Source organism: Rossellomorea sp. GCM10028870 (genome assembly GCF_042666755.1).
Taxonomy (GTDB): Bacteria; Bacillota; Bacilli; order Bacillales; family Bacillaceae_B; genus Rossellomorea.
This window is the reverse complement of record NZ_JBHTGN010000004.1, coordinates 334,978-357,521: the sequence shown is the minus strand read 5'-3', so window position 1 is coordinate 357,521 and position 22,544 is coordinate 334,978. Positions and strand designations below refer to the sequence as shown.

Genomic DNA, 22,544 nt, shown 5'->3' with positions numbered 1-22,544 from the left:
TATGAATTAATCATGACATGTTCGAAGTATGATGACAAATCATTTGTTTGGCGCATTAATCGAATGTATTTATTCTTCAGGTAGTAATACTATCTTCCCTAACTTCCCCTTATTCTTAAAATATACTTGAGCCTCTTTCGCTTGTTCCAAAGGAAAAGCTTTATCGATGACTGGTTCTATTTTCCCTTCAGAAATGGCCTGAAGCATTTCTTGAAACTCCTGCCTCGTCCCCAACACCGATCCATACATGGTAATATGCTTTAGATACAGTGTTCTGAAATCAAGCTCTGTCTTCTGGCCGCCTGCAGATCCTGAAATGCAGAACTTGCCTCCTTTTTTTAAAACCTGAAGAGATAGAGAGAACAACGCATCTCCTACCACATCTAATACAGAGTCGACAGGTCCTCCGTTCACTTCCAGGATTTCTTCGGCAAGATTTCCGGAATTATATGATAATACATGTGTAGCGCCTAATTCCTTCATTCTTTCCTCACCACCCAAGTCACCAATAATCGCAATAACCTTGGCACCAAAGACCTTAGAGGCGATTTGCACGTTTAACGATCCGACACCGCCATTTGCTCCCGTCACCATAACAGTCTCTCCAGGTTGAACTTGGATCTGCTTGACCATATGCCATGCCGTTAACCCGCTTACGGAAAAAACGGCGCTTTCCGAGTAGTCGGAGAGGGGCATATCAAAACAGAGATCAGCTGGCCATACCACATATTCCGCATAACCCCCGTCGTATTCTGAGCCTATAAAGGACATATCCTCAGAAATATGTTCAGATCCCGCTTCTCCACTAGACGTAAACGGGAATAAAACAACATTTTTACCCACCATCGATTCCTCTACCAGATTTCCAACTTTCACTATTTCGCCTGTAATATCCGACCCGGGTATACGCGGGAACTGTACTCCTTCAGGCCGCCACCCGGATTTTGAACCGGTACCGTATGCACCTTCTCTCATCCAGATTTCTGTATTATTAATGGCACACGCCTTTACCTTTACAAGTACTTCATTTTCTTTAGGTTCAGGTATGGGGATATCGACTACTTTTAACTTATCCACATCCCCATATCCTGTTACTTGTACCGCTCTCATATAATCATCACCTTTCTCTTTTTCGAATCCTATCTTTTCATTCCTATCAACAGACTGCTTGTTATAAAAGAGCAACACACACGATATATTATTTCTCTTTCATTTATTTTCATCAACTTTCCTGTTTTGCATACTTTTAACAATGTTCTTAAATGTTACAATTCATTTGGCCCCCGCAAGGATAGTCATTGATAAATAGTAAAACGACCCGTCAAGGACGAGTCGTTAGTCTTGTGTATGGAATTTGAAAAAAGCTTTCATGACGTTTTACAAGTTTCTTTTCCTAATAAAAACAGGGGAACACTTGCCAGCCAAGAGTTCCCGTTTTATAAAATATCTACTTATCCTCCGCTATCAATAAACACTGGCACACGTTCCGGCTGCTGGTTCGTAATAACAATGGTTTTTGAATTGCCCTGAAAAAGGCTGATCATACCAAGTTGGAGGACACGGGGCATAAGGATTGAAATACCAAAGAGCATATTTCGCCGGATGCTGCGCCCAATAGTCCAGATTCTGCTTTGCTAATCTTTTCTCAACCGATCTCGCTCTGTTATAGAAGAGATTACCTTTTTGAACGGCTTCAAAGGAATAATTTCCTCCTTGCACTTGAAAGATGACTTGCCGGATGGACCTTACCTTCTTGAAGTCCAGGCAATCCGCTCTCGCCCGATTCACGATGACATTTCCAACATACAACATCCCTTGTTTTCCTTCACCTTCCGCCTCGGCTCTCATCATCCTTGCCATCAAGGCAACGTCTGCATCTGTATATTTGACTCTTGGCATTTTTCTCACCTCAGAATATTTTATGAAAAATGCCGCTATTCATGTCAGGATTTATTAATGAAGGAGAAACGGGACCGGTTCACTGGTTGAGGACATCTTGCTACCTTTGAGAATTTCCCTTAACACTTAATGGCTTCAGTGGAAGCCTTCCAGCCATAGCACGCGTTAAGTTAAAGGAAATTCGACAAGTAGGATCAATTAATTTAATAGAGGATCGATAAATTAAAAATGGGATTGATAAAATCAAATCAGGATCAATTATCTGAGATCAGGATTGAAACGGTCCAATCCGGATCAATTCCTCCCTGGATGCATCTGCTTAAGAGGAATCTCACCCCAAATTCTGTCTCACAAGCCCTTTTAAAATCCTCCACTAGCTAAAAAAGGGTAATTAACGTCATTTCCGTACTAAAACAGTCCATTGGATACCGGTTCCGTCCACCTTCCTAGAAAATGGCCTCATCGCTGTATCCTACTACCGTTTATTCATAATGGCGTAACTTTCTGACCCCCCCAAAAAGAATGACCCTCCACTGAATCATTCCTTTTATATATCCTAGAACCACCCTCGCTCAAGCTGGCCCTTATTAAGCAACTGCATATATTGCTCACGTACGTTCCCTTGGGAGTAACTGGAGCTTTTTTATAGTGCCTTTCCATTCGACTTCCTTCCCTCAAATGATCTTATACAACTCCTCCACACTAGTCACCACAAAATCAGCATGGGGATTCGCTACCCGCTTATCCGTAAAGAAGCATGAGCTGATCCCGGCATTCTTTCTTGATTCCAGATCCAAATCCCGGTCACCAATCATGATTGCTTCCGATTGATCAATATCATGTGTACGAATCAAATGCTGAATGGCATCGGGACTCGGCTTCCGCTCAAATCCGTGCTGTGAGGTAATGAAGTCTGAAAAGTAAGCCGTCAATCCGTAACTCTCCAGCATCCTGATCGATGACTCTCCCCTGTGGGTATATAGATAATTCCTTCTTCCCGTTTCATGAACATACTTACAAAGTTCCACGATTCCTTCAAAGGGCTTGGACCTGTCGAATTCAACTTCTTTTCTCCGGGAATTATAGGCTGTAACAAATTCTTTCCCAATCCCATACTTTTCTTCATAGTGTTTTAGAGCGGATGTGATCGATACCTTCATCTGGTTCATGATTTCCTCTAACGGTTCTTCGATTCCATGACTTTCAAGCGTTTCCTTGAAGGAGCCAGCCATGACGGGATATGTATCAAAAAGAGTGCCGTCGAAGTCCCATATGATATGTTTGTACATGTTCTTTCCCCTCTCTTATGTAACTTATCCTAATTTTACCACAAGCAACGGCCTCTTCATCTTTAACGAAAAAGGACTCATACAAGATAGGAAAATTATGCTAAAGTATTTATAAAGAACAACCAAGGGGGACCCCCATGATCCGTTCACAGCAAACGATTTTCCTTATCAGTTCTGCCTCCCTGTTTTTCACAGGAATCATCCTTCTTTCATATAGAACATACGATTGGGGACTGTTGCCGCTCCTGGGCTTTCTCATTCTCTATCTTTCTACTAAAAAGAACCGATCGGTCATTTCCCTATTCCTGTTCTTCCTGCTCGGGTTACTGGTGTTTCAACTTGCAACCGGCTGGATCAACGAGTGGAATGTTTCAAAAGAAACGAAAATTCTGTTGAACAGGAGCTTCCTTCTAATCATCTTGATGGCGCTAGCAGTCTCACACTTGATATCAAAAGAAAAAATCCGATTCTTCACTGAGTTCCCGAATTGGAGAAAGCGCATCTCCATGCCATCGCACACCATTTCATTGCCCTTATTCTTACTGATTGGCCTGGCGGGATCAAGCACCATCTTCATCCCACTCATCTGGTCCCTAGAAATCAGTGAGGTGAAATCATTATTCCTCTTCGCTATAGGATTTACCATCCTTAACGCTATACTAGAAGAGCTGATTTGGAGAGGCATCATGTTGTCATCGCTGGAACGAAACGTCTCCGTCCTTTATGCCGTCACGGTGACAAGCTTGGGGTTCGGTCTATTACACCTCTCCATCGGAATCCCGGTACTTCTGAGTCTCCTCTTCTCTTTCGGAGGCTTATTCTATGCCATCGTGGTGTTGAAAACCGATAGCCTCTATCCTTCAATTGCTTTTCATATGGTGATGAATATGGGAATGGTGTTGAATGGGTGGATAATTTAAACGAACACAAATCAATTTTCGGAGGTGAACGCCATGGAACTCTTTTTCGTCTTTATTAGCATCATCATCTTGATTATTTTTCTTTTTATCTTCTATATCATTATCGAGCGAGCCGTTCGAGAAGGCATTAATAGCTCGGTCATCGGACGATTCCTGGAAGAAAAGCATGGAATCAAAGAACCACAGGGGGACGAGGATTTATTCGAGGATAAGTAGAAGAAAGACTCCATTCAAAGGCATAATCCCTTTTTTCTATCGATACGTTATATAAATACACTATCATTGGTTAGGAGAATGTCCGATGAAGAAAATCATTTTGTTTGCGGATCCCGGCATTGATGATTCCATTGCCATCATGTACGCCTTACTAAATCCCAAGATTAAAGTACTCGCCATCGTATCAAGCTATGGGAACACTTCAAAAGAGCAGGCAACGGATAATATCGCCTACTTGCTTAAGCTTGCCGGACGAGAGGATGTCCCGATCATCGGGGGAACCAATAGCCCATCGTCAGGGGAAATCCCAACGTACTATCCTGAGATCCACGGACAGGAAGGGCTCGGACCCATCAGACCCCCTGTGAGCTTAGCTGGTGAACTGACCAATTTCTCAGAACTCTACAAAATCATCAAGGACCAGGACGATATCACCATCGTTGACGTGGGGAGAAGTACATCCCTCGCCTCCCTTTACTTATTAGGTGAGAATATCGTCGAGGACATCAAGGAATTTTACATTATGGGAGGAGCATTTTTAGTTCCCGGAAACGTCACCCCGTCTGCAGAAGCGAACTTCTATGGGGACCCCATTGCGTCACAGGTGGTGGTCAGGGATCTGGACAATCTTTACGTCGTTCCCTTGAATGTCTCGAACAAAGCCATCATCACCATGGACCAAATCCGTTATATCCAGCAGATGTCAGATAATCCATTGATTGAAATCATGGATGAAGTCATGGAGTACTATATTGATGCTTATAAGAAGCTCGTTCCCGGAATAAAAGGTGCCCCCCTTCACGATGTCGTGACCCTATCCCTGATGGTGAACCCGGAAATGGGGCAGTCTATCAGAAGGGAAATCAACATCTTGACCACGGGAACAGGAATGGGAACGTCCATCGCTGATTTCAGGCCCAGTTCAAAGCCTGCTGAAAAAAACATCAACATCTACCTTGAATTGGACTATCCAAGCTTTGTCGAGGATTTTATCAACGTCATGGGTAAGGCAGACGGGAAACCATGAAAGATCAATGAGTTTTCTTTTCGAAGTAAACAAAGGTATTCGTGATCCATTTCGCAATCAGACCGACCACCACGTATCCACTGAATAAGGTGAAATAATTCGTCCCCCTGCTCATCTCAAACAGACCCACCGCAACAAGCAATGGCTTGAAAGCAAATGCAAAGACTGCACTGAGCAGCAACATGAATAGATAATAATTTTTATGTTGGTTTAATGTAAATTGATACATGAGCATGTAGGCAACGGGAACCAAGGACACATCCAGTGAGACCGAGCTCGCCAGCACCGGGAAAATTTTATAAGGATAGAACCACTTCACCATGTTGGCTCCTATCGCATCTACGTATGTAAAAAAAACATGAACATTATATCCATAAAACCCTATAAGTAGGGCCTTTCGCTTATCTATTCTAAAAAGAAGAATGATCAAAGGAAGAACAAACAATGCAGCCAATACCCAAAACGGCCAGGTGGCAAGATCAGAATATTGCTGCCAATAGCTGGTCCACATTTCGGTTTGATTCTCCTGGATCTCTTTTAAACGGCCAAGCATGGTCTGCTGGGATTCAGTCATGGTACTCGCTCCTTTAAACGTATATGCTTTAGTATGAGCATGAAAATGACCAATTATGTTTTTCCAGTATAAAATGCGGGGCATCCTAATAGACGACCCGCTTTGCTTGCTCGACCCAAAGCAGGACCCTATTCAACTAACCAACGCCATTCACCTTCAAATACCTGCCTGTTTTACTGACTTCAAAAGCAGCTTCTCCCCTTTGTCTCACTTCTTCCGACATATCAGACGACTTTTGCAAACCATACCCATTCATAACCGAGGGATCTATCAGCCTCACCTTTCCTTTATGGTGAATGTCGTAGTCGGCTTTGTTTTCTTCTATATATACATCTTGATTCAGTTCACTTAGGAGCATCTGAATGTGGTCATCAGTGTGTTGGAGTTTCTGGAGTACCTCTTCATCCTCCCCAAGAAAATCATCCAAGCTGATCCATCCTTTTTCTAATGCACTTTTTAATACCTTAGAAAGAGAATGATTTCCATAGATATTCAACGGATTCATGAAGAAGTCAATCACTTCTGTATAATAAGTTTTAACAAACCACTCAGCTGCATCAATGGTTTTCACGCAGATCTTCCCTTCCACCACTGCAACCTGTTCCAGGAAATCGTGAACCTCTTCAAATGAGATAAACCCATATCTATACATATCCCTCAACGTATAATCCACCCGGTCTGCACAAAGCTCAGGTGCCGGCTGCTCAAGCAGTGACCATTTGGAATCATCAAGAAGGGTGTCCCGATAGTCATAATCGTACTTCTCCAAGATTTGAGGAATCTCAGATTGAAGGATGACCTGTTTGAAAATCTCTTCGTGGTAATCCTCAGAAAGATTATCGAGAACCCCATCAATGACGTGGGAGAAGGCAGTATGTGATACATCATGCAGTAATCCAGCAATCTGCTCCTCTACTTGGCCTCCCAATATTTTAATCAAAAGCATTACACCTACTGAGTGCTCGTATCTGGTTACATCCCACTCCTCATTGACCAGGAAACTGGCTCCGCCTTGATGGATCCCCTTTAATCGTTGAACAGGATCACTTAGAATCAGTTCTTCCAATACCCTGTCCACTTTGTATTCTCCGTACAGAACGTCTTTTATCCACACAACCCATTCCCCCTTAGATATAAATAAAAGTGCCCCCCGATAATCAGGAGGCACTGCGCTACGATAACAAATCGTCATTAACCAATTGGACGCCAACATAGTTTCTCTATGTCACCTATATATTTTCGCCATCAGCATACACCAATTTGCAGTTCGTGGCAAGGGCCCCGCTCATCCCTGATCATTTAAGTTTGTCATCCATTGAACTCTGTGTTAGTGTAGTTCTATCTTGAAATAGACCATCTCGTATGAAAAGCCACCCTCTGAATTCAGCGGGTGGCTTTTCTCTGTCTCTTACAATTTCCCATCAACCTCTGACGTGTCCACATCATCCCCGAACCAATCTCTCAACTTCGCCTTGGCCTGCGCCTTCACCTCGTCATCGATATACATCGCCACCTGCAATAAAGCCAGACCCAACGCACCAAAGTCATCGGTAAATCCTACACCCACCGCCATGTCGGGAATGAAGTCCGTTGGAAGAATGAAATATCCGAGTGCCCCGATGATGATCATCTTCGCCTTCAAGGGAATATCCGGCTTTTGCAGGACAAAATAGAGAAGCAATGCTGTATAAACCACAGAATGCCCGGCCTTCAAACCGTACCTCTTCAACTTATCCCAAAACTTTTCCTCTGAATAATGTTTCTCGGTCTTATTCATTTCACTTCCACCTCCGTAATGAGACGAGTGTCCAATCTCTTGTTGCTTTTATTGTAGAGGGTTTGATGGAATTAGACAAACATTCGGTTAGCCTTAAAAGGTCCGTCCCCCAAATCACATGAGGGACGGACCTTTCCTATTCCTACAACCCCGGAAGTATCCCCGAGAACAAACTCAAAATTAATACCGTCGTAATCGCCGTCAACCCGGCAATGAAACCACCGAGGGTCCACGCTTTCAACGTCTGCACAACCGTGAATTTACCAAATCGGTTCACAACCCAGAATCCTGAATCGTTCGGAAGAGAAAGACCGATACCACCGGCACAGATGGCAAGCCCGAGTAAGATTGGTGATACACCAAGCTCAACGGCCATTGGTCCAAGGATACTGGACGTTGTCACAAGGGCAACGGTCGCGGATCCAAGTGACGCATTCCGAATTTCAGCAAGTCTAAACTATAACAGAAGCGAAGAACCCGTCAATGATTCGTAAGTCGTGCTGATTGACTCGATATGGGTCTATGGGGTTATTATGCAGGTGGAACAGGGAAAATATGAGAAAGCTGAAAAGACCCGTCATTTGAGAGAACGGGTCTTTTGTATTTTAGTTAGATTGTAAGTTGGGTAAGTCCCTGGTAGTCGCGGAATCATAAGGCTGGATTTAGGCAAATCCATCTGAATGAACTTTATCCTTATCCCTCTCCCGCTTCATAAGCATCCCCATCGGAAGATACGTCACGAAAAACACCACAAGTGCCGCGATTTCCAGATTGATATAATACATGACACCCGACCCGAAAAAGGAAAGGATCGTTTTAGATTCCGTTGGATTGGCTAAGTAGAAGAAATTCGTTTCTAGAAGAAGGTTTAGAAAGAAAATCGGAAGGGCGAGAAGATTGACCATCAGGAAGCCGGTCCATACAGCTTTTCGTGGCACCCTGTATCCCTCATACACGATGAAATAAAGGACGGACCATGCAATCGCTGCATGATGGAGAAAGTATTTAAGAAAGCGAAAATGAGGAAATTGATATGCTATTTCAGGTGTTACCATGCTTAAGATCGGAGGAAGAAATCCAATAAAGAACAGCAGATAGAATGCCTTCTGATTCGGCTTCAGGAATAAATAAATAGCGATAAAGGTACTGACTGAACAGAGCTGCAGAGGCAGATCCCCCACCTCCCACGTCCCTGTTGAGACGAGCCAGATATGCCACGATACCTCTGACAGGACCAGCATCCAGAATAACGTCCCCTTCAAGAATGACTGATACCTCTTCAGGAAGCGTCTAAAGTAAACAAGGATAAACGATAAAGCCACAAACATCAAAAGCACAGCAATATGCGGAACAGAAAACAACTCGAACGTACGCATCTCTGTCACCGAAAACATCATGCCACCCCTCTTCCTTTTGAAAGTGGTTATCATGAATAGTCTATTCGGCTTAGATGCGGGTTAAGACTGGATTTCATCTATTGAATTTGTCCCCCAGACCTTTAATCCGGGGAACAAAACAAACGGTTACATCGTAAACGGCGGAATATAACGCCCATCTACGTCCGTAAACTCATATTCTTTCGCCAAATCACCCGCTCTTACTACCTGTCCTGTCTTTTCCATCACCTTTGAATCCATCGCCAGCGCCGTGATGGCCCGTCCAATATAATAAGGCGTTTCTGATTTCTTCAAGTCTTCCGATTCCTGCCAGTGATCCTCGTCCACTCCCATATGCTCGAGTACAAGCTCTGTCCTCATAAACCCCGGCGAAACAGCAAGGACCGCGATATTGTCCCCTTTTAATTCTTCTGAAAGTCCATACGCCATGCGAACCAGTGCGTTCTTCGCCAAATCATAATAGAACTGTCCTCCGTACTTGCCTTCATCCCAAAAGGTCGTGTGAACGATGAGGGCCTCTTTGTTTTCACGAAGTAATGGGATGGCAAAATGATTCGTCGCCAACTGTGCCCGGACACCGGCCGTGAACATCGTATCCCAATTCGCGAGCGGCAGCTCCCAGAACGCTCCCGGATTCACCCCGATGTCATGCGCTCCCCACACGTTATTGATCAGAATATCAAGCTTCCCCTGTTCTTCACGAATTTGCTTGATCACAGCTTCCGTTTCTGAATCAATCGTATGATCACAACGAACCGCGATCCCTTTCCCACCGGCCTCTTCTATTTGAGTAACCGTGTCGTCAATCGTTCCCGGAAAGTTTTGCGTTGAATTCCCTTTTGTGCTTCGTCCCGTGACATACACTGTCGCCCCGGCTTTTCCCAATTCAATCGCAATTGCGCGTCCTGCTCCCCGGCTTCCCCCCGTTACAAGTACAACTTTTCCAGTCAATGATTTCATCCAACCCATTCCTTTCATCTACAAGATACGTTTATTATACGATCCTATTCTTGACATCCACTGTCATATTTAATTAAATAAAATTAACAAATTGAGAAAAAGGTGAAGCAGATGAGAGGCGACAGACTGGTATCCATTCTCTTATTATTACAATCACACGGGCAGATGACCGCAAAACAACTGTCAGAGAGATTGGAAGTTTCCGAACGGACGATTTACAGGGACATGGACGCCCTGAGCGGAACAGGGATCCCCGTGGTGGCAGAGCGCGGAAAAAACGGCGGCTGGTCTTTACTCGAAGACTATCAGACGGATCTGACCGGTCTGAAAGAATCAGAAATCCGCTCGTTGTTCGTTTCACCTTCATCCCACCTCCTCGACGATCTCGGCTTGACCCGTACGTCCGAGGAAGCCAGAAACAAACTCATCGCCTCCCTTCCATCCACCTATCGTGAAAACGCTAAAGACGTATGGAACCGAATCCACATCGACACAAGCTCATGGCGGAAGCAGAAAGAAAAAGCAGCCTCCTTTGAAGTCATTAAAGAGGCCATATGGAAGGAACAGAAACTGAGGATCACCTACCAGCGTGCAGACGGAAAAACAGACGACCGCATTGTGGAACCACTCGGACTCGTGGCAAAAGGTGACCTCTGGTACCTCGTGGCTTCCAAGGAAAACGGAGACATCCGGAATTACAGGGCCTCCCGTATCCTCTCTGCCGATTCTTTGGCCGGAACGTTCATAAGACCCCGGGGATTCGACCTGGCTCAGTATTGGACATCCTCCACTCAATCCTTCATTAAACGGCTGCCCTCTTATGAAGTGAAAGTCGAGGTCTCTCCACTTGCTTTATCGAGGCTGACATTCACCGGACGCTTTGCCCGTGTCCTTGAGATGGGGGATAGAAACAAAGAGAACTGGATACCGGTGACCCTTTCTTTTGATACAGAAGACGAAGCAAAGGGATACATCCTCGGTTTCGCCAATCAGGTAAGAGTGATTGAACCGAAGAATCTTCGTCAAAAAATACTAGAGATGGCAGAGGCGGCTGTTGCCTTTCATCGATAATAGACTTGAATCATTAGAGGATTTCATCTTGGTCAGGACAGAGTAAATAGCACAGAAAGAAGGAATGGGCATCTACTTCCACCCATCCCTTCCACTCTTTATTTATCCGCATCTCCAATAGTGATCAACTCTTCAAGGAACACGTCAAGATCCCCCACTAACACACCGCCATGTCCCGTACACATCACATCCGGATCATATTCCTTCATCATCCTTAGTCCATTCAGGAATACTGGTAAGTCCACCTTTGCAACTCCACCACACTGAAGAAATTCAATCCAGGCTTGCCTTAGCTCTTCCCCTTTTGAAACAAGCCCTCCATCCGACAAAGGATCCCCAAAGAAACAGAGGAAATCCCCCGTAAAGAGCGTTCTGGTTGGCCGATGAAAGAAAATCACAGAACCCGGAGAATGATAGCCGACTCTCGTGTATTCGTAATCCCCTATCGTTCCCCTATCAAGGAGCTCCCCGCTAATGAAAGACTCAGCCGGCAACGTCTCGTCAGCATGAATGACCTTCCTTGCCTTAGTAAATAACGGCGCCCCTCCCACATGATCCTCATGACCATGTGTGACGAGCATCAGCTTTACATCGTCAGCCGTTTTCCCGATTTTGTTTAAGGAATGCCGGAGAAACTCCAAGTGACCCTCTTTACACGAATCGACCACTGTCAATCCAGCATCCTCCTGAATAAAGTAAGCATTCGTATATGTATTCCATTCAGCATCCCAAACCGCTAACACATCTATTTGATCATTCACCTGTTCTAATAGATAATCCACTTTCGCTCCCCCTCCTGATTTCCATTTGAATCAATTCAACAAACAGGGGGGATTCTCCTTTTCACGGGAGAAGTTGGTAGATAAAACCTTGGATGAAAACCATGAGCAAGAAAGCAGATACGGCAAAAAACAGATAGCTTCGATACGATTTCCGATCCTTCTGGTGTTCTTCCGCTCCCATAATCACCATGAGGACCGCCAAGCCTGCCATGGTATATGGAAGCAAATCGTTATGATTTGAAGCCAATCCATAGAGTGATAGTGCCAGAACGATGATACTTATCGTTTTTCTTAATTTTTTCAGCACGGTTGATCCCTCTTTTCCTCTTATATATACAATGTCTTCGAGATAAATAAGATGCATCCATTTCAACGCATAATCCCCAATTATTTTACAAAATTGCTTAAACACCCAGTATTCATCCTTATTTTACCATACCAAATGAATTCATCCATAAATAAAACGCCCTGTCTCAGGACGTCTGTTTTCTTACTTAATCATGAATTCTTTCACAACCTCTGCCATCTTCTCCGGTTCTTCCATCTGGATATAATGTCCGCTTTCCAGGAAGATTTCTATCTCGCCATTAGGCAGATTCCGGTAGACATCCCGCGCCATATCGATTCCTGTATTTCCATCATATAACCCGGTCATGACCAGTACGGGCGATTCAATCGCCTTGATTCTCCCGGTCAGATTCGAAAAAGGGACTTCTTGGATCTTCTCTTTCATATCTTCATTCCCAACCCTTGGGGCGTCATCCGTGCTGATTTCGACTAGTTTCTCATAGGACCCCTTTTTGAAAAAGGAGAATGCCATCGTCGTCTGTTCATCCACTAATCCCCAAGCCGCTCCATTCCTGCCTGTATAGGGAGCCCCTTCTTGCAGGAGGTTCCTTAGCTTCCACTGAACCTCTCCGTCCGTAATCGATATAAAACTCATGATCTGATTGATCGCTAGCCTGTCCCAGTCACCAATGGCCGGCCCCTCCAGAATGATTTTCTCGACACACCCAGGGTATTTCAACGCATACTCCAGTGCCAACTCCCCTCCAAACGAGTGTCCTAATGGAATGAATTTGTCCACATTTAGTGCTTTTCTGATTTCCTCCAGATCATCAAGGAGAATGTCGATGGAATATTCCCCCGGGTCTGCCGGTGGGTCTGAACGGCCGCAGCCCCGCTGATCATAATACACAAGCGTCGCGAACTCCTCGAGCAGTTTCCCCCCCGTTTGCTCCAGGATCCATTGATGCCCTCCAGGCCCGCCATGAATCGCAATCAAAGGGGTGGTATCGTGCTCTGCCCCAGCAATCCGTACCCAATGTTTCACACCATTTACCTTGATACATAACTCTCCATTTATCAATGCCTATTCCTCCATGAACTCATCCATTCATACATATTGCCTGACCCGCAGAAGGTCAGGCAACATATCTTCTATCAATCTAAAAAATTCTACTTCGCATCCTTATCCGGCTGATGAATCCCGAACACATTGCCTTCTGTATCGATGTAATACCCCTGCCACGCCATTCCAGGAAGGGCATATTTCGGCATCGCTACCTTGCCGCCATGATCAAGAATGAGTTTCTCCGTTTGGTCATAATTTTCCACACCCATCGTACACGAATACCCATTCATCGGCTGGTTCCGTTCTGGTGGAGGACTTTGACGCTGCATCAGCGCACCATTGATCCCCATCTCATTTTCATCCCCTGTCACCGCACCAAAGTAAGGCATTCCGGCGAATTCACTCCAATCCTCGAACTTCCATCCGAATACTTCGCCATAAAATGTCTTTGCACGTTCCATATCATCCACGTGTACTTCGAAATGTACCAATCTCCCCATAGTTCTTACCTCCTTGAATTCTATCATTTCACTATAATCATTCTGTTTCTGAAGGGAAATCCCTTCTTTTTCCTTCAGGACTCTCCAATATTTTAAAAAATCTGAATTCTATAATCCAAATCATATTAAAAATGCGTATCCTTAGTGCCCCTTCATTAAGAATTCAAAAGCGAGAAACCCATTTGTGTGAGAAATATGAAGTACAATTGTCCATCGTGTTACAAATCAACATTTTTTCACATTTACCAACAATCATTTTCTTGAATAACCTATGATCCTTCCATACTATTTAACTATAAAGCGATTTCATTCGAAAGGACGATGATTATGCTGCCCATCGACAGACAACAACAGATTTTAACCTGGCTCAAAGAGGAAGGGACACTTCGTGTATCGGAAATCAGCTCCCGCCTTGAGGTTTCGGAAATGACGGTGTATCGGGACTTGAAGCCTCTCCTTGAAGAGAACAGGGTCCACAAAACCTCCAATGGCATTTCAACCCTCAAAGATCAAGGCATTCCCACGAATATCTGCATCTATTGCCTGAAGCCGGCCACTTCCAGAAGATCGGTTCAATTGGTGAAGAAGGATCACACGATCGAGCAGGCCTGCTGCCCTCACTGTGGATTACTCCGTTACGGGGACATCCAGGGAGAGGTCGTGCAGATCATGTGTCGTGATTTCTTAACGGATATGACGATAAGTGGGAAGACCGCCACTTTCCTGATCGATGCCGACTTAAACCTGAACTGCTGCCAGCCCCAGGTGATGGCATTCGAATCGAACAAGCAGGCCCGTCAATTCCAAACGGGATTTGGAGGGCATCTTTACAGCTTTCAAGAGGCCATCGCCGTCATTTCAGAAGAAATGTCGGGCTCAGACTGCTGTCATGACTAAGAAAAGAGGAATCTACTATGCGTAAAAAGTTGAACATGTCTCCTTATCAAACGATTTGGAGATGGCATTTCTATGCGGGGATCATCATTTCACCGTTCTTGCTCATCCTGGCTGTGACGGGGTCCATTTATCTATTCAAGCCCCAGATCGAACAGAATCTATACAAAGAGTATTACGAAGTGAAAGCACAAGGGGAGAAACTTCCTGCTTCTGAACAAATTGAGGAAGTGAAGAAACTCCACCCGGATGCACAAATCACCAAGTATCGTCCGGGAGAAAGTCCAGAACGCTCCAGTGAAATCGGTATCAGCACCGATGATGGTTCAGTCACTGTCTTCCTGGATCCCTACACCGGAAAATCACTTGGAGAGTTAAAGCCTGAAGACCGGATCATGGATAAAATAGTTGAATTCCATGGGGAACTGATGGCGGGAACCATCGGAGATCGTATCGTTGAGCTTGTCGCCTCCTGGGCCATCGTTCTGATTATCACAGGATTATTCCTATGGTTTCCACGTAAGAAAGACAAGCTGTCGGGAGTGTTCTTTCCCCGTTTCGGTAAGGGAAAAAGCATCCTGCGCCGGGACCTTCACGCTGTACCCGCTTTCTGGATTACAGCTGGAATGCTGTTCCTGATCATGACAGGCTTGCCTTGGTCGGGCTTCTGGGGAACGAACTTCCAGAATCTCATGACGAATGCAGGTGCCGGATACCCTCCATCGATTTGGACAGGTGAAGCACCACAGTCCGTTGTGAAAACAAAAGAAATCGCCGACGTCCCATGGGCAGCGGAAAACCTGGAAGTCCCTGTATCGGCACTCGAAGGCTACACTCCCGTATCGATCAATGATGTCGTGAGCATCGCCGACAGAGAAGGAATCGACCCGAGTTACACGGTGTACATCCCTGAGGGTGAGAACGGCGTCTATACACTATCTGCCTTTCCAGCAAAAGCTCAGAATGAGGTCACCATGCACCTTGATCAATATTCTGGAGCTGTCCTGGCTGATTATCGCTTCGACCATTACGGTATCGGCGGGAAAATCGTCGCCATGGGTATTACCCTCCATACCGGAACTCAATTTGGTTTCATCAACCAATTGATCAGTCTCTTCATTTGCCTGGGGATTATCCTGGTGGTGGTGAGCGGATTCTATCTATGGTTAAAGCGGAAACCGAAAAGAGAAATGGGCTCACCGAAAGCGCCAAGCATCTTGAAAATGAAGCTCTTCCTGCTTCTCATGATTGTCTTGGGTATCCTCTTCCCTCTGGTTGGAGTTTCCTTGATCGTTATCTTGCTTCTTGACTGGCTGGTTATCAAACGGATCCCGGCTTTAAATAAATTCCTCGGTGCGGAATAAGAAAGGGCGATACTTCATGAATAATCGCACGAAAACCATTGGTCTCATCCTCATCTGCATGATGCTCGGAGCCTGTTCCCCTAAAGAGGATGCAGCCGAGCTTTACCGTCAGGAATCTCCGCTTCAGGCGGATATCACCATGCCTGAAGACTTTTCCGGAAGTGAACCGGTCAAGATTGCCCTCACACAAAACGGTCAATCCGTCGATGATGCCGATTTTGTCCATGTCGAAATATGGAAAGGTGACGGCTCCTTCCATGATCAGATGGAGGAAGCCGATAATGCCGGAGACGGGTATTATACATTTAACAAAAAGCTGACGGAAGATGGACTCTATTACATCAAGGTCCATGCCGCAAATAACGGATCCACCATCCTGCCGACCCTGCCCTTCGCTGTCGGTGAGCTGTCCAAGGCTGATGTCGAAGCCCTGAATGATCAAACTCCAGATGATAGTGGAAATCATGATTCTCACCACTGATGACAAAAGACCGAAAGCACTCGCTTCCGGTCTTTTCTTTTGAAGAAAAGACTGCCATCCTCATCACTTCTCCCATATTTTTTTCTGTAATAGACTACACCTTTGCTATAATGGATTCATAGACAAGCCCACAGAAAGGAGCCCACCCATCATGATCATTCGTGAAATCAAGGATTCATTTATCATGATCAGGCAGCACGACCACGCCTTTTTATCAGGCGAACTCATCAAGCACTTCAAGCCTTCCCTGCTAAAATCAGATGCATTCTTTGACGACGCCTTATATGCAGCCTATCAGCATGACCGCAGCTGGATCGGCCTGGACGAGACCCCGATCTGGAATGATAGGGAGAGTATTCCCTTCACCTTTTCTGACTATCCCCTCCTGCCAAAGCTCGCATTCTATAAAATCGGGGTGGACGAGATTGAGAGAGTGAACACCTATGCCAGTCTCCTATGCAGCCTGCACTTCTGCTCCTTCTTTTCACAATCCCAAAATAAAGACTGCCTTGTCTTTTTGACGGGCGAAGCCAGAAGACAAATGAACCTTAGGGAGTCGTTCCCTGACCTCGATGAAGAATTACTGCAGCAGCATTTCCACTTACTCCAATTCTCAGATAACCTGTCCTTATACCTGTGTTTGAATGAGCCGGGTGTGGCGAAAGAAGACGAGCATCCGTGGTTTAAAAATGGATTTCAGAATACAGAAATGTTTCATCCGGAAAATCAGCCGCTCATGGCCCGATGGTTGAATGAAAAGGAAGTGACCCTTGAACCTTATCCCTTTGAGAAGGAGTTTCACGTATCCCTGCAATACAAAATAGTCGTAAAAAGCTTGATTGATGAGGTGGGGGTTGCTGAAGCTTATGAGAAGAGTGACATGAAAGAGCGTATGATTTTCATTTACAAATAGAAGACGAAAATGACTGGTACGGGGTGTCAACGCCATTCGTCGATGCGTAATTCGGCACCTAGAAGAATGAAAAGGATGTGGAAAGAAGTCAAACTGCTAAGGGAGAGGACATAAAAAAGTCCAACCGGGTTGATCCGATTGGACTTTTTTATGTTACTCCCACTTAAACACATAACTAGCCAGCGCAAATCCGCCAACAAGCCAAGCACCCAAAATCAGGGTCTCCATCCCCAACTCCCAAAACGGAGTCCCAAGATTCATCGTCTCTCTCAGAGCCGAACTCAGATGAGCGATCGGCAGCACCTTCACGATCGGCTGAATAAGATCCGGCATATTGTTGATGGGAAAGAACACGCCCCCAAGGAACAGCATCGGGAACGTCACAAATCCAGCAATCGGCCCGGCACTTTCCGGATTCTTCGCCATTCCTGCGATGATAAAGCCAAGTGCCATAAAGGCAAGGGTTCCGAGGATGATGAAGAAGATCATGGCGAGCCACGAACCGGCGACGTTAATGTCAAAGATGAGGTCGGCGATCAGGACGACGAGCAATGCCTGGGTCCCGTTCAGCATCAAGCGCGCCGTAATCTGGGCTGCGATAAAGGTGGAAGCCTTCAGTCTCGTCCCCTGCATTCTGCGGAGGATCCCCCGTTCACGCCAGGCGGAAATTTGACCCGCCACCCCGTTCATATTGTTGCTCATGATCATCATAGCTACGATACCAGGGACAAGGAAATCTACATATCGAAGATTCAACGCTTCGATTCCTACCTTTTCAACCGTCACCAACGGCTTGTAGTCCACCAGGTCCTTGCTGTATTGATCGATGATTCCGTTCACCACCGTCAATCCAAGCTCTGACGTGGTCAGGTTTTTCTCATTATAGTACACAGGTAGGGAAAAAGCCTCGTTCCCCTCCTTCAGGTTATCTTCATACCCTTTCGGGATTTCGATGAGAAGCTGAATATCTCCATTCTCAACGGCTTCTTTCCCCGTTTTGACACTCTTATATTTCGTTGTCTCAATTCCCTCATTTTTATAAAATAAGTCCTTTAATTCCTTCGAAGCTTCGGATTGATCCCCGTCGATCATCCCCACTGTTAATGAAATCGAATTCCCCCCGCCTGCAAATGACCCGAGGGCCACCATCAGGATGACTGGAAAGAGCAATGTAAAGAATAGGACTTGCTTGTTACGGGCAAAAATCCGTAATTGTGCCAGGGTTAACTGCCAATAAGCTCTCATGATTCCCGCAGCCTCCTTCCTGTCATATGAATGAAGACATCCTCTAATGTCGCTTGCCGCGTTTGAAGATCCCTGATTTTTAGATCGTGCTCCTCAGACAATTGGATCAAGGATGTAAGGGAAAGCTGAAGATCATCTGTATACAGCTGGACAAACGTATCCTTGATGGCAGCTTCCTCGACTCCATCCATTTCCATGAACCACTCCTGTTCAGGTGGATTGGTGAGGTGAAATTCTACCGTACTCGTCGACTGCAGTGTCTTCACCAGATTAGCCGGCGTGTCAAGGGCGATCAGCTCCCCTTGATCCATGATGCCGATGCGGTCACAGAGTACATGGGCTTCATCCATGTAATGTGTGGACAGAATCACGGTCTTTCCCCGCTCCTTCAAGCGCAGCACAATGTCCCAAAGCGTCCGTCGCGCCTGTGGATCCAATCCCGTCGTCGGCTCATCCAAAAACACGATATCCGGATCATGAATCAGCGCCAGGGCAATTGCGAGCCGCTGCTTCTGACCGCCAGACAGCCCCTTGATCCGGTCCTTCCTCTTCTCGGTCAGGAGCATCTCCTCGATCAATTGATCGATGTCCACATGTCTCGGATAAAAACTTGCATACAAATGAAGGATCTCCTCCACCTTCAGCAACTCAAACAACGAGGTCGACTGAAGCTGAACCCCGATTACTTCCTTCACCTTATTCACGTCTTTCCGAACGTCAAAGCCGGCTAAGGTTGCCGTCCCCTCATCCGGCTTCCGGAGTCCCACAAGCATCTCGATCGTCGTCGTTTTCCCCGCTCCATTCGGACCAAGCAGGCCGAATATCTCTCCCTTTTCCACGTGGAACCGGACTTCTTTCACAGCAGTGAAGGAACCATATTTTTTCACAAGACCTTTTACGTCTACCATAATCCCGTTCGTCATAACGAGCCTCCTTTTACAAAAATGTAACCGCCCATGAGTGAGCGGTCCGTTCTTTAGATGTCTATACGCGGTGATGATCTGCACGCCAGTTTTGTACAGCTTTTTTAATATCCTTTGCAGTTAAGTCCTCTGTTAATGTGCGTTCCACTAAACCTGGAAATTCCTCATCCGGGGCAAACCGCAGGGCGATCACCTGTTTCATGGAAATAGTAGGATCTAACCGATTCCCCGTTAAGCGATAATAACGGAAATTTTCTTCGTTGCGAATGATCCGGTCCTGAAGCTGGAGAGCATATAATCGCAGCTTCACCGTCATAAACAGGAACGTAATCGCAGCGAACAGCACAATAAAACTGAGGAGCGCCTCTGTCCCCACATTTTTCACGAAGAACGTAATCGATAATACCAACGTCACAATCGATAAAAGTGCTATCCCATAATGATACAACGGATCGATCTTACTGTGATTCTCATAGCTTTGTTGTTTCATATGTACCTCCAAAGGTTTATAGATTCATTATATACCAGATGTGCGGGACAGGGGGACAGGTTTACTGTCCCATTTATGCATTTTGTAATTGAACACACTTAGAAATCATATTCTGGAATGTACTTTGTTATGAGTGGTGGGGGATTGATCCAACTTGAGATCCCTCCCAATTCACATTGGCCACACACCAATTGAAGATAGAAAAAAAGTTCATATTGTTAAAGATCACTTTGGTAACAGAAAAGGCAACTGCCACTATAGGCAGTTGCCTTTAAGCTTAATATAACTACGTGCCTTATACCCCCGGGAACCACCCTGGCGTATGAATGATTGCATTCCATAAAGGATCAGGCACTACTAACTGTTCCTGCTTTTCCTTATCGATCTCCGTCACAATTTCATCTTCTTTCCCGTCTGCAAGCTTCTGTACCCAATCGGGATCGATGATGAGACCGCGCCCCAGTGCCAATAGAGGAACCCCTGTCTCAAATGCTTTACGCGCATCTTCTGCAGAGTAGATAGAGCCTACACCGATAAGTGGAGTACGATCTGCAATCGTTTCAAGCAGGTAATCCATTCTCGTTTTCTCTACATCCTCCACGCCTCTTCTCGGTTTCGAGAAGAAATCGAATAGAGACACATGCAGATAATCCAGATCTTTGTCTGCTAATGCGTCTACCAAGGAAAGAGTATCCCCCATGGAGAATCCATTCTCCTCAGGCTCTTCAGGTGAAAAACGGTAGCCGACGATGAATGGATGCTTGGCATGCTCATCAACCACACTCTTCACCTTATCCACGATCGCCATCGGGAATGTCATCCGTTTCTCCAAGCTGCCTCCAAAACGATCCTCTCGCTGATTTGTCATTGGAGAAAAGAACTGATGGATCAAATAACCGTTTGCTCCGTGAATCTCGACGCCGTCATAGCCGGCCTCGATTGCACGGCGGGTCGTTTCTCCGAAAGCTTCGATGATTTCCTCGATCTCAGCCTCCGTTAAAGCTCTTGCTTTCTTCTCTTGATTGTCACCCATCACATCACTCGCACTGACAACGTCGCCATCAGGAACCAGGTCAGAAGGACACTGCACCCCGCCATGGAAAATCTGCAATATCGCCTTCGCACCCTGATCCTTGATTGCTCCCGCCAATCGTTCAAGACTCGGGATCATTTCATCCGTGTCACCACCAAATTCACCAGGGAATCCCTTCCCGTTAGGTGTCACATACGTACAAGCTGTGACAACCATGCTGACACCTTTCGAACGGCGGGCATAATAGTCTACCTCTGCATCCGTTACATTTCCATCATCATCTGATGAAAAGTTCGTCATCGGTGCCATGATGATACGGTTTTTCAGCTCTATTCCGTTTTTGAATCTATATGGGGTAAATAAATCTTTATACTTTGCATTCATGGTTTTTGCCTCCTTCTTGTTGTTCAAGGAATATCATAGTAGATGAAAAGATGTTTTGACCATTCATCTGCTTGGGGAATGTGCCACGCTTGATTCCTGTAAATCCAAAACAACTTGCTGAAAACCTTTATCCGCCATCTGATTATCTATGCCGGGTACTAACGGTCTTTTTTCGTACCTGGTACAATTCAACGCTTTTGTACCAGGTACAAACCTGCCTCTCCCACGTCGAAATATTATCTATATTTTTCCATATGTTCAACGGTAAGATAGTAGCAGGATGGGACGCAGGGACAGGTCCCTTGTCCCACTTCTTCATCTTTTTTTCTCCGGGATCTCCATATCTATGAGCTATTACAACAGGGTTGTCACCTGCTTTCACCTAACTCGGTTATAAAGAAGGTTTTTAGAATGGTTTGGTTATTCGTCCTGATTCCCCTCTCTTTCCTGGGTGCAGTAGCAATCGGAGGCAGCATCAAAGAGAAATACTTTTCCCAATGCTACCTCACGGGTGATTGCTACGACACCCATAAGAGTGAGGGATATAACACGCAATGCCGCGCAGACTCCAATCAGTACAAGTGGTATACGGGTGGAAATTGATCTGCTGCACACAAAAAGGCCCAGAATTAAGCTCTGAGCCTTTTTGTATGAAATTTATTCATCACTGCCGGGGTGCAAAAAGCATGACCGATACCCCGACTAAGCAAATACCGGCACCAACCCAATCATATAAATCAGGTGTTTCTTTATCAATTCCCCAGCCCCATAAAACAGAGAGGACAATAAAGACTCCTCCATATGCTGCATACACCCTGCCGAACGATGGAAAGGTTTGAAGTGTTGCAATGACACCGTACAAAGCTAATGCGAGCCCTCCTAATAACCCCAGATAAGCAGGTTTTCCCTCTCTTAACCAAAGCCAAATCAGGTACCCGCCACCAATTTCAGCTAGACCGGCACATATAAATAAAATCGTTGCATAAAGGATATCCATCACTTCCCAGCGTTCTATTGTTACAGATAAATATAACATCTTTTACCTGAAAAG

The 22,544-nt window shown here is 45.5% G+C and carries 26 protein-coding genes and 1 pseudogene; 9 read left to right on the top strand and 18 right to left on the bottom strand.

The window, feature by feature from the left end; all coding sequences use genetic code 11:
* Positions 1–69: 69 nt before the first annotated feature.
* The 3 genes from ACFQWC_RS18010 to ACFQWC_RS18000 form a co-directional block, all read right to left on the bottom strand.
* Positions 70–1,110, bottom strand: coding sequence for a zinc-binding dehydrogenase (locus ACFQWC_RS18010; protein WP_377108760.1), 1,041 nt, complete (start codon positions 1,108–1,110; stop codon positions 70–72).
* Positions 1,111–1,464: 354 nt separating this feature from the next.
* A complete protein-coding gene (locus tag ACFQWC_RS18005; RefSeq protein ID WP_299741765.1) occupies positions 1,465–1,899 on the bottom strand; it encodes a cell wall hydrolase in 435 nt (144 codons plus the stop codon).
* A gap of 674 nt (positions 1,900–2,573) precedes the next feature.
* A complete protein-coding gene (locus ACFQWC_RS18000; RefSeq protein WP_377108759.1) occupies positions 2,574–3,188 on the bottom strand; it encodes an HAD-IA family hydrolase in 615 nt (204 codons plus the stop codon).
* A 137-nt stretch (positions 3,189–3,325) separates the two neighbouring features.
* On the opposite strand from ACFQWC_RS18000, the gene ACFQWC_RS17995 reads away from it, so the two are divergent.
* The 3 genes from ACFQWC_RS17995 to ACFQWC_RS17985 all read left to right on the top strand — a co-directional run bounded on the left by ACFQWC_RS17995 (position 3,326) and on the right by ACFQWC_RS17985 (position 5,351).
* Positions 3,326–4,108, top strand: a complete 783-nt coding sequence (locus ACFQWC_RS17995; protein ID WP_377108758.1) for a CPBP family intramembrane glutamic endopeptidase — start codon at positions 3,326–3,328, stop codon at positions 4,106–4,108.
* A gap of 33 nt (positions 4,109–4,141) precedes the next feature.
* Positions 4,142–4,324: a hypothetical protein gene (locus ACFQWC_RS17990; protein WP_377108757.1), complete on the top strand. Its 183-nt coding sequence runs from the start codon at positions 4,142–4,144 to the stop codon at positions 4,322–4,324.
* Positions 4,325–4,409: 85 nt separating this feature from the next.
* A complete protein-coding gene (locus tag ACFQWC_RS17985; RefSeq protein WP_377108756.1) occupies positions 4,410–5,351 on the top strand; it encodes a nucleoside hydrolase in 942 nt (313 codons plus the stop codon).
* A 4-nt stretch (positions 5,352–5,355) separates the two neighbouring features.
* Here ACFQWC_RS17985 and ACFQWC_RS17980 read toward each other — a convergent pair whose 3' ends face one another.
* The 6 genes and pseudogenes from ACFQWC_RS17980 to ACFQWC_RS17955 all read right to left on the bottom strand — a co-directional run bounded on the left by ACFQWC_RS17980 (position 5,356) and on the right by ACFQWC_RS17955 (position 10,059).
* Positions 5,356–5,925, bottom strand: coding sequence for a CBO0543 family protein (locus ACFQWC_RS17980; protein WP_377108755.1), 570 nt, complete (start codon positions 5,923–5,925; stop codon positions 5,356–5,358).
* 136 nt (positions 5,926–6,061) lie between these two features.
* Positions 6,062–7,039 (bottom strand): HD domain-containing protein, encoded by a 978-nt coding sequence (locus ACFQWC_RS17975; RefSeq protein ID WP_377108754.1) that lies wholly within the window; start codon positions 7,037–7,039, stop codon positions 6,062–6,064.
* 294 nt (positions 7,040–7,333) lie between these two features.
* Positions 7,334–7,702, bottom strand: a complete 369-nt coding sequence (locus ACFQWC_RS17970; RefSeq protein ID WP_377108753.1) for a YkvA family protein — start codon at positions 7,700–7,702, stop codon at positions 7,334–7,336.
* A gap of 142 nt (positions 7,703–7,844) precedes the next feature.
* Positions 7,845–8,144, bottom strand: a pseudogene (locus tag ACFQWC_RS17965) (GntT/GntP/DsdX family permease); the annotation flags it as partial.
* A gap of 220 nt (positions 8,145–8,364) precedes the next feature.
* Positions 8,365–9,096, bottom strand: a complete 732-nt coding sequence (locus tag ACFQWC_RS17960) for a YwaF family protein (protein WP_377108752.1) — start codon at positions 9,094–9,096, stop codon at positions 8,365–8,367.
* A 129-nt stretch (positions 9,097–9,225) separates the two neighbouring features.
* Positions 9,226–10,059 (bottom strand): SDR family NAD(P)-dependent oxidoreductase, encoded by an 834-nt coding sequence (locus ACFQWC_RS17955; RefSeq protein WP_299741740.1) that lies wholly within the window; start codon positions 10,057–10,059, stop codon positions 9,226–9,228.
* A 111-nt stretch (positions 10,060–10,170) separates the two neighbouring features.
* Here ACFQWC_RS17955 and ACFQWC_RS17950 point away from each other — a divergent pair, with 111 nt between their 5' ends.
* Positions 10,171–11,130, top strand: a complete 960-nt coding sequence (locus ACFQWC_RS17950) for a helix-turn-helix transcriptional regulator (protein ID WP_299741738.1) — start codon at positions 10,171–10,173, stop codon at positions 11,128–11,130.
* Positions 11,131–11,228: 98 nt separating this feature from the next.
* On the opposite strand, the gene ACFQWC_RS17945 is transcribed toward ACFQWC_RS17950, so the two are convergent.
* The 4 genes from ACFQWC_RS17945 to ACFQWC_RS17930 all read right to left on the bottom strand — a co-directional run bounded on the left by ACFQWC_RS17945 (position 11,229) and on the right by ACFQWC_RS17930 (position 13,766).
* Entirely contained in the window at positions 11,229–11,912 is a 684-nt protein-coding gene (locus ACFQWC_RS17945) for an MBL fold metallo-hydrolase (protein ID WP_377108751.1), read from the bottom strand.
* A 61-nt stretch (positions 11,913–11,973) separates the two neighbouring features.
* On the bottom strand, positions 11,974–12,324 hold the full coding sequence (locus tag ACFQWC_RS17940; RefSeq protein ID WP_377108750.1) for a hypothetical protein: 351 nt from the start codon (positions 12,322–12,324) through the stop codon (positions 11,974–11,976).
* A gap of 78 nt (positions 12,325–12,402) precedes the next feature.
* Positions 12,403–13,281, bottom strand: a complete 879-nt coding sequence (locus ACFQWC_RS17935; protein WP_299741733.1) for an alpha/beta fold hydrolase — start codon at positions 13,279–13,281, stop codon at positions 12,403–12,405.
* 89 nt (positions 13,282–13,370) lie between these two features.
* The gene (locus tag ACFQWC_RS17930) at positions 13,371–13,766 is read right to left on the bottom strand and encodes a VOC family protein (protein WP_377108749.1); all 396 of its coding nucleotides are present in this window, start codon (positions 13,764–13,766) and stop codon (positions 13,371–13,373) included.
* Positions 13,767–14,093: 327 nt separating this feature from the next.
* Between ACFQWC_RS17930 and ACFQWC_RS17925 the strand changes: the two genes are divergently transcribed.
* The 4 genes from ACFQWC_RS17925 (at position 14,094) to ACFQWC_RS17910 (ending at position 17,418) form a co-directional block, all read left to right on the top strand.
* A complete protein-coding gene (locus tag ACFQWC_RS17925) occupies positions 14,094–14,663 on the top strand; it encodes a DeoR family transcriptional regulator (RefSeq protein WP_341357386.1) in 570 nt (189 codons plus the stop codon).
* 17 nt (positions 14,664–14,680) lie between these two features.
* Complete coding sequence (locus ACFQWC_RS17920) at positions 14,681–16,024, top strand: PepSY-associated TM helix domain-containing protein (RefSeq protein ID WP_299741727.1); 1,344 nt, start codon at positions 14,681–14,683, stop codon at positions 16,022–16,024.
* Positions 16,025–16,040: 16 nt separating this feature from the next.
* Complete coding sequence (locus tag ACFQWC_RS17915; RefSeq protein WP_299741726.1) at positions 16,041–16,505, top strand: FixH family protein; 465 nt, start codon at positions 16,041–16,043, stop codon at positions 16,503–16,505.
* A 151-nt stretch (positions 16,506–16,656) separates the two neighbouring features.
* Entirely contained in the window at positions 16,657–17,418 is a 762-nt protein-coding gene (locus ACFQWC_RS17910) for a DUF3891 family protein (protein ID WP_299741724.1), read from the top strand.
* A gap of 153 nt (positions 17,419–17,571) precedes the next feature.
* Here the strand turns inward: ACFQWC_RS17910 and ACFQWC_RS17905 are convergent, their stop codons facing one another.
* The 4 genes from ACFQWC_RS17905 to ACFQWC_RS17890 form a co-directional block, all read right to left on the bottom strand.
* A complete protein-coding gene (locus ACFQWC_RS17905; protein WP_299741722.1) occupies positions 17,572–18,663 on the bottom strand; it encodes an ABC transporter permease in 1,092 nt (363 codons plus the stop codon).
* Positions 18,660–19,586 (bottom strand): ABC transporter ATP-binding protein, encoded by a 927-nt coding sequence (locus tag ACFQWC_RS17900; RefSeq protein ID WP_341357383.1) that lies wholly within the window; start codon positions 19,584–19,586, stop codon positions 18,660–18,662. The genes ACFQWC_RS17905 and ACFQWC_RS17900 overlap by 4 nt, the downstream gene beginning before the upstream one ends.
* Before the next feature lie 61 nt (positions 19,587–19,647).
* Positions 19,648–20,076: a DUF6526 family protein gene (locus ACFQWC_RS17895; protein WP_299741718.1), complete on the bottom strand. Its 429-nt coding sequence runs from the start codon at positions 20,074–20,076 to the stop codon at positions 19,648–19,650.
* Between the two features lie 295 nt (positions 20,077–20,371).
* Positions 20,372–21,493, bottom strand: a complete 1,122-nt coding sequence (locus ACFQWC_RS17890) for an NADH-dependent flavin oxidoreductase (RefSeq protein WP_299741716.1) — start codon at positions 21,491–21,493, stop codon at positions 20,372–20,374.
* A gap of 411 nt (positions 21,494–21,904) precedes the next feature.
* On the opposite strand from ACFQWC_RS17890, the gene ACFQWC_RS17885 reads away from it, so the two are divergent.
* Positions 21,905–22,096: a hypothetical protein gene (locus tag ACFQWC_RS17885; protein WP_377108748.1), complete on the top strand. Its 192-nt coding sequence runs from the start codon at positions 21,905–21,907 to the stop codon at positions 22,094–22,096.
* A 61-nt stretch (positions 22,097–22,157) separates the two neighbouring features.
* Here the strand turns inward: ACFQWC_RS17885 and ACFQWC_RS17880 are convergent, their stop codons facing one another.
* A complete protein-coding gene (locus ACFQWC_RS17880; protein ID WP_299741712.1) occupies positions 22,158–22,529 on the bottom strand; it encodes a YnfA family protein in 372 nt (123 codons plus the stop codon).
* Positions 22,530–22,544 lie beyond the last annotated feature (15 nt).